Here is a 5,729-nt window from a genome sequence, read left to right on the forward strand (position 1 = left end):
ATCAAGATCAAGAGCAAGAGCAAGAGCAAGAGCAAGAGCAAGAGCAAGAGCAGGGCGCGTCTTCACAGGCGGTGCTTGGACCACGTCGCGCGATGCGCGACAATAGCGATCATTTGCGGAGCCCCCCATGACCGATTTCACCCCCGACGCCATCCTCGACGCCACCGGCCTGAACTGCCCGGAACCGGTAATGATGCTGCACCAGCACGTGCGCAACCTGGCCGCTGGCGGCCTGCTCAAGGTCATCGCCACCGACCCCTCGACCCGCCGCGATATCCCCAAGTTCTGCAACTTCCTCGGCCACGAACTGCTGCAGCAGCAGGAAGACGCCGGTACCTTCCTGTACTGGATCCGCAAGAAAGCCGACTGAACCGCTCTGGAACACGCCCGGCGTTGCGCCTACACTGCGTTCCCCAGACAGGAGAGCGCCATGCTGATAGTTGCCGACGAGAACATCCCGCTGCTCGATGCCTTCTTCCAGGGTTTCGGCGAAATCCGCCGTTACCCCGGCCGAAGCCTCGATGCCGCCAGCGTAAGGGACGCCGACATTCTACTGGTGCGCTCGGTGACCAAGGTCGACCGCCAGTTGCTCGAAGGCAGCCGCGTGCGCTTCGTCGGCACCTGCACCATCGGCACCGACCACCTCGACCTGAACTACTTTGCCGAAGCCGGCATCCACTGGAGCAGCGCACCGGGCTGCAATGCCCGCGGCGTGGTCGATTACGTTCTGGGCAGCCTGCTGACCCTGGCCGAGCTGGATGGCGTGGCACTGCCCGAGCGCGTGTATGGCGTAGTGGGCGCGGGTGAGGTGGGTGGCCGCCTGGTGCGGGTGCTGCACGGCCTTGGCTGGAAGGTACTGGTATGCGACCCGCTGCGCCAGGCCGCCGAGGGCGGTGACTACGTCAGCCTCGAGACCATCCTGCAACAGTGCGATGTGATCAGCCTGCACACCCCCTTGCAGCGTGGCGGCGAGCACCCGACCTGGCACCTGCTGGGCCAGGCGCAGCTGGCGCAGTTGCGCCCCGGTGCCTGGCTGGTCAACGCCAGCCGTGGCCCGGTAGTGGACAACGCCGCCCTGCGCGAACTGCTGCTGGACCGCGAAGACCTGCATGCGGTGCTGGATGTGTGGGAGGGTGAGCCGCAGGTCGACCTGCAACTGGCCGACCTGTGCACATTGGCTTCGCCGCACATTGCCGGCTACAGCCTCGACGGTCGCCAGCGTGGTACGGCGCAGATCTACCAGGCGCTGTGCCGCTTCCTCGGTGTGGATAAACAGGTGCAACTGGCCGACCTGCTGCCCCGGCCACCGCTGGCGCAGATCGAACTGGATGCCAGCACCGACCCGGCCTGGGCCTTGGCCACCCTTTGCCGCGCAGTGTACGACCCACGCCGCGACGATGCCGATTTCCGCCGCAGCCTCAGCGACGACCCGCAGCAGCAGCGCGCAGCGTTCGACCAGTTGCGCAAGCAGTACCCGCCACGGCGCGAGATCGAGGGGCTGGCGGTGCGCGTGCGCGGGGAGTCGCCGCAGTTGGCGCAGCTGGTCAGTGCCTTGGGTGGGGTGTTGGTCTGACAGCCATTTGAAAGCTGTGCCGGCCTCTTCGCGGGTAAACCCGCTCCCACAGGTAGCCCGCTGACCTCAAGGCTTGTGTTGTCCCTGTGGGAGCGGGTTTACCCGCGAAAGGGCCGGTACAGGATTCAGGCAAATAAAAACCCGGCGCAAGCGCCGGGTTGCAAGGAATTCGCCGATCAACCTTTGCGTACGCGCTCGACCCGGCTTTCTTCCAGGGCCTTGCAGGCCTGCTGGATCATCTGCTCGGTGATCGGTACTTCGCGCCCCTTCGCATCGATGATCGAACCGCACACCTGCGGCGGTGGTGTGGTCCGGGGCTTCTGATTGTCGCTGCCATGCTGCAAGCTCATGTATTGTCTCCTCATCAGGTTCAAGCGCAGGTTAACCCTGTGCCGTGACTGGCCTGTGACAGTACCTGCAGGGTCACGGCAGGCACAGTCCAACAGAAACGGCAGTAAAGCTCCATAGCCTGGTTAGACCGATAGGCTATAGCAACCCTGCAAGGGTTCCACAGGCGTGGATGAGTGGTAGGCTGCGGTTTCCCACCATTGTGGTCAGCGCCATGCCCGAATCGGTTTCCCCACGTCAACGCCGCGCCTTGCGCCTGGGTTGGCAGTTTGTCCGTCCTTACCGTCGCCAGGTGATGCTTGCCTTGCTGGCCCTGGTAGTCACCGCCGCCATCACCCTGTCCATGGGCCAGGGCATCCGCCTGCTGGTGGACCAGGGCTTCATGACCCGCTCCGCGCATCAGCTCAACCAGACCATCGGCCTGTTCCTGCTGCTGGTGTTGGCCCTGGCGGTGGGTACCTTCAGCCGCTTCTACCTGGTGTCGTGGATCGGCGAGCGCTGCGTGGCCGATATCCGTCGAGCCGTGTTCGACCACCTGATCGGTTTGCATCCCGGGTTTTTCGAAGACAACCGCAGCTCCGAGATCCAGTCGCGCCTGACCGCCGACACCACCTTGCTGCAATCGGTAATCGGCTCTTCGCTGTCGATGTTCCTGCGCAACGCGCTGATGGTCACCGGTGGTGTGGTGTTGCTGTTTATCACCAATCCCAAGCTCACCAGCATCGTGGTGGTGGCCCTGCCGCTGGTGCTGGCGCCGATCCTGCTGTTCGGCCGCCGGGTACGCAGCCTGTCGCGGCAGAGTCAGGACCGGGTAGCCGATGTGGGCAGCTATGTGGCCGAGACACTCGGGCAGATCAAGACCGTGCAGGCCTACAACCACCAGGCGCATGACCGCGAGCTGTTCGCCGGTACGGTCGAAGCGGCTTTTGCCGTGGCCCGGCAGCGTATTGCCCAGCGTGCCTGGCTTATCACCCTGGTGATCGTGCTGGTACTGGGAGCGGTGGGGGTGATGTTGTGGGTTGGCGGCATGGATGTGATCGCCGGACGCATTTCCGCGGGCGAACTGGCCGCGTTCGTGTTCTACAGCCTGATCGTCGGCAGTGCCTTCGGCACCCTCAGCGAGGTAATCGGCGAGTTGCAAAGGGCGGCGGGCGCCGCCGAGCGCATTGCCGAACTGTTGGCGGCGCGCAGTGCAATCCTGCCGCCCGCCGTGGCGCAGGTGCTGCCGCAGCAGCGGGCCAGTGGGCGTATCGAGCTGCAGCAGTTGGTGTTCGCCTATCCGTCACGGCCCTCGGTGGCGGCTGTCGATGGCCTGAGCCTGACCATCGAGCCGGGGCAGACCGTGGCACTGGTGGGCCCGTCGGGGGCGGGCAAGTCGACCTTGTTCGATTTGTTGCTGCGCTTCTACGACCCCCAGCAGGGGTGCATCCTTCTCGATGGCAAGGCGATCACCGAACTTGACCCCAATCACCTGCGCCAGCAGTTCGCCCTGGTGGCACAGAACCCCTCGCTGTTTCGCGGCACGGTCGAGGCCAACATCCGCTATGGCCGGCCCGAGGCGACCCTGGCCGAGGTCGAGGCAGCCGCCCGGGGTGCCCATGCCGACGCATTCATCCGGCAATTGCCGCAGGGCTACCAGACACAGCTGGGCGAGGGCGGCATCGGCTTGTCCGGCGGGCAGCGGCAGCGCCTGGCCATTGCCCGTGCGTTGCTGGTCGATGCGCCGATCCTGTTGCTGGACGAAGCCACCAGCGCACTCGACGCACAAAGCGAACACCTTATCCAGCAGGCGCTGCCCAGCCTGATGGCCGGGCGCACCACACTGGTGATCGCCCATCGTCTGGCTACGGTCCAGCATGCCGACCGTATCGCGGTCATCGACAAGGGCAGGCTGGTGGCGGTGGGGACGCATCGCCAGTTGATCGAAGAGAGCCCGCTTTATGCGCGGCTTGCGGCCTTGCAGTTCACCACGGGGTAGCTTGTAGTGGCCTTGTAACATTTCTGTAGTACTTGCCTGAGAGTATCTAGCTCAACTGTTGCGTAAGTGCTCGACCTGGCTGCCATTGCTTGATGGCAGCCTTTTTTTGGCCTGCCCGTAACCGGGCTGCGTTGCGCCTTGTTGCCAGCTTGCGCGGCCCTCCGGTCTTCCTCCTGCTTTCCGAGATCCCAGATGTTGCGTAAATCCCTCAGAGTGCAAATTCTCTCCCTGCTCGGCGGCAGTCTGGTGGCGATGTTGCTGATCGCCCTGGTGTGCTTCCAGTTCCTTTCGTCCAGCGTGCGCGGCTACGCCGAGCTGGTCGACGGGCCGCTGCGGGCCTCGCAGTTGATCGACGAAGCCAACCTGCAGTTCAAGATCCAGGTGCAGGAGTGGAAGAACGTGTTGTTGCGCGGGCGCCAGCCGGCTGACATGGACAAGTACTGGCAGCAGTTCCAGGCTCGCGAGCAGCAGGTGCAGCAACTGCTCGGGCAATTGATCGACAGCAGCGACGCCAGGCTCAAGGCGCCGCTGCAGCAACTGCGTGACAGCCACCGGCAGCTGGGCCAGACCTATGCGCAGGGGCGCCAGGCATTCCAGGCGGCGGGCGGCGACCCGGTGGCCGGCGATCTGGCGGTCAAGGGCGTGGACCGCGCCGTCAGCGAGCAGATGAGCGAACTGGTCGAGCAACTGCGTGCCGATGCCCGTCAGCACGCCGCCAGCCTCAGTGCCGGTGCCGAGCGCACGGTATGGCTGGGCTTGCTGGTGATGCTGGCCTCGGCCGTGCTGGTGGGGCTGCTCAGCCTGTGGCTGGTCAACCGCAGCCTGATCGAGCCGATCCGCCAGTTGATCGAGTATGTCGCGCAGCTGAGCCAGGGCCGCTTTGCCGCCCGGGTAGACAGCCGCCGTGAGGACGAACTGGGCCGCCTGGCGCGGGCCGCCAACACCCTGCGCGATTTCCTCGCCGACACGGTCGGCCGGCTGCAGGACAACGCCCAGGAACTGGAAGGCGCCAGCGGCCAGCTGCGCAGCATCGCCGGCGACATGGCCCGTGGTACCCACGACCAGTTCCAGCGCACCGACCAGGTGGCCACGGCCATGCACGAGATGTCCGCCACTGCCCAGGAAGTCGCCCGCCACGCCGCGGAGGCCGCCCGCGCTGCGGACGACGCCGATCACAGTGCCCAGGCGGGCGAGCAGGTGATGCAGCAGACCATCGACATCATCGGCGTGGTCAACCGCGAAATTGCTGGCACGGCGGCGGTGATTCGCGACCTTGAGCATGACAGCGCGCGCATTGGCAAAGTCCTTGAAGTGATCCGCGGCATTGCCGAGCAGACCAACCTGCTGGCGCTCAACGCGGCCATCGAAGCGGCCCGTGCTGGCGAGGCCGGGCGAGGTTTTGCGGTCGTCGCCGATGAAGTGCGCAGCCTGGCCCAGCGCACGGCGGCGTCGATTGCCGAGATCCACCAGATCATCGAGGCGGTGCAGTCGGGGGCGGTGGAGGCGGTCAAGGCCATCGAAAGCGGCCAGCAGCGCAGCGAGGAGGGTGCCGAGCAGGTGCAGCAGGCCGGGCAGATGCTGCAGCGCATCACCCTGGCAGTGGAAGCGATCCGCGACATGAACCGGCAGATCGCCACGGCGGCCGAAGAACAGACCAGCGTGGCCGAGGACATCTCCTGCAACCTGATCGAAATCACCCGCATCGCCACGGCCAACCAGCAGGCGGTGCAGCATACCGAACAGGCGGGGCAGCGCCTGCATGGGTTGTCGGGGCAGCTGGGTGAAGTCACCTCCCGCCTCAGCGCCTGACGCGGCTCTTGTGGGAGCGGC

5 protein-coding genes are annotated in these 5,729 nt (G+C 65.5%); 4 read left to right on the forward strand and 1 reads right to left on the reverse strand.

The features are described 5' to 3' along the window. The first annotated feature begins 127 nt into the window (after positions 1-127). A complete protein-coding gene (gene tusA / locus MJ643_RS12890; RefSeq protein ID WP_003248727.1) occupies positions 128-370 on the forward strand; it encodes a sulfurtransferase TusA in 243 nt (80 codons plus the stop codon). 60 nt (positions 371-430) lie between these two features. Continuing rightward, positions 431-1,573 (forward strand): 4-phosphoerythronate dehydrogenase PdxB, encoded by a 1,143-nt coding sequence (gene pdxB / locus MJ643_RS12895; RefSeq protein ID WP_024086575.1) that lies wholly within the window; start codon positions 431-433, stop codon positions 1,571-1,573. 176 nt (positions 1,574-1,749) lie between these two features. On the opposite strand, the gene MJ643_RS12900 is transcribed toward pdxB, so the two are convergent. Then, complete coding sequence (locus tag MJ643_RS12900) at positions 1,750-1,923, reverse strand: PA1571 family protein (RefSeq protein ID WP_013971693.1); 174 nt, start codon at positions 1,921-1,923, stop codon at positions 1,750-1,752. A gap of 212 nt (positions 1,924-2,135) precedes the next feature. Here MJ643_RS12900 and MJ643_RS12905 point away from each other — a divergent pair, with 212 nt between their 5' ends. Further along, on the forward strand, positions 2,136-3,899 hold the full coding sequence (locus tag MJ643_RS12905) for an ABC transporter transmembrane domain-containing protein (protein ID WP_024086576.1): 1,764 nt from the start codon (positions 2,136-2,138) through the stop codon (positions 3,897-3,899). A gap of 192 nt (positions 3,900-4,091) precedes the next feature. Further along, complete coding sequence (locus MJ643_RS12910) at positions 4,092-5,708, forward strand: methyl-accepting chemotaxis protein (protein ID WP_047595275.1); 1,617 nt, start codon at positions 4,092-4,094, stop codon at positions 5,706-5,708. Positions 5,709-5,729 lie beyond the last annotated feature (21 nt).

Origin of the sequence: Pseudomonas sp. PNPG3, from assembly GCF_023093815.1 — a bacterium.
In the GTDB taxonomy this organism is placed as follows: Bacteria; Pseudomonadota; Gammaproteobacteria; order Pseudomonadales; family Pseudomonadaceae; genus Aquipseudomonas; species Aquipseudomonas asiatica.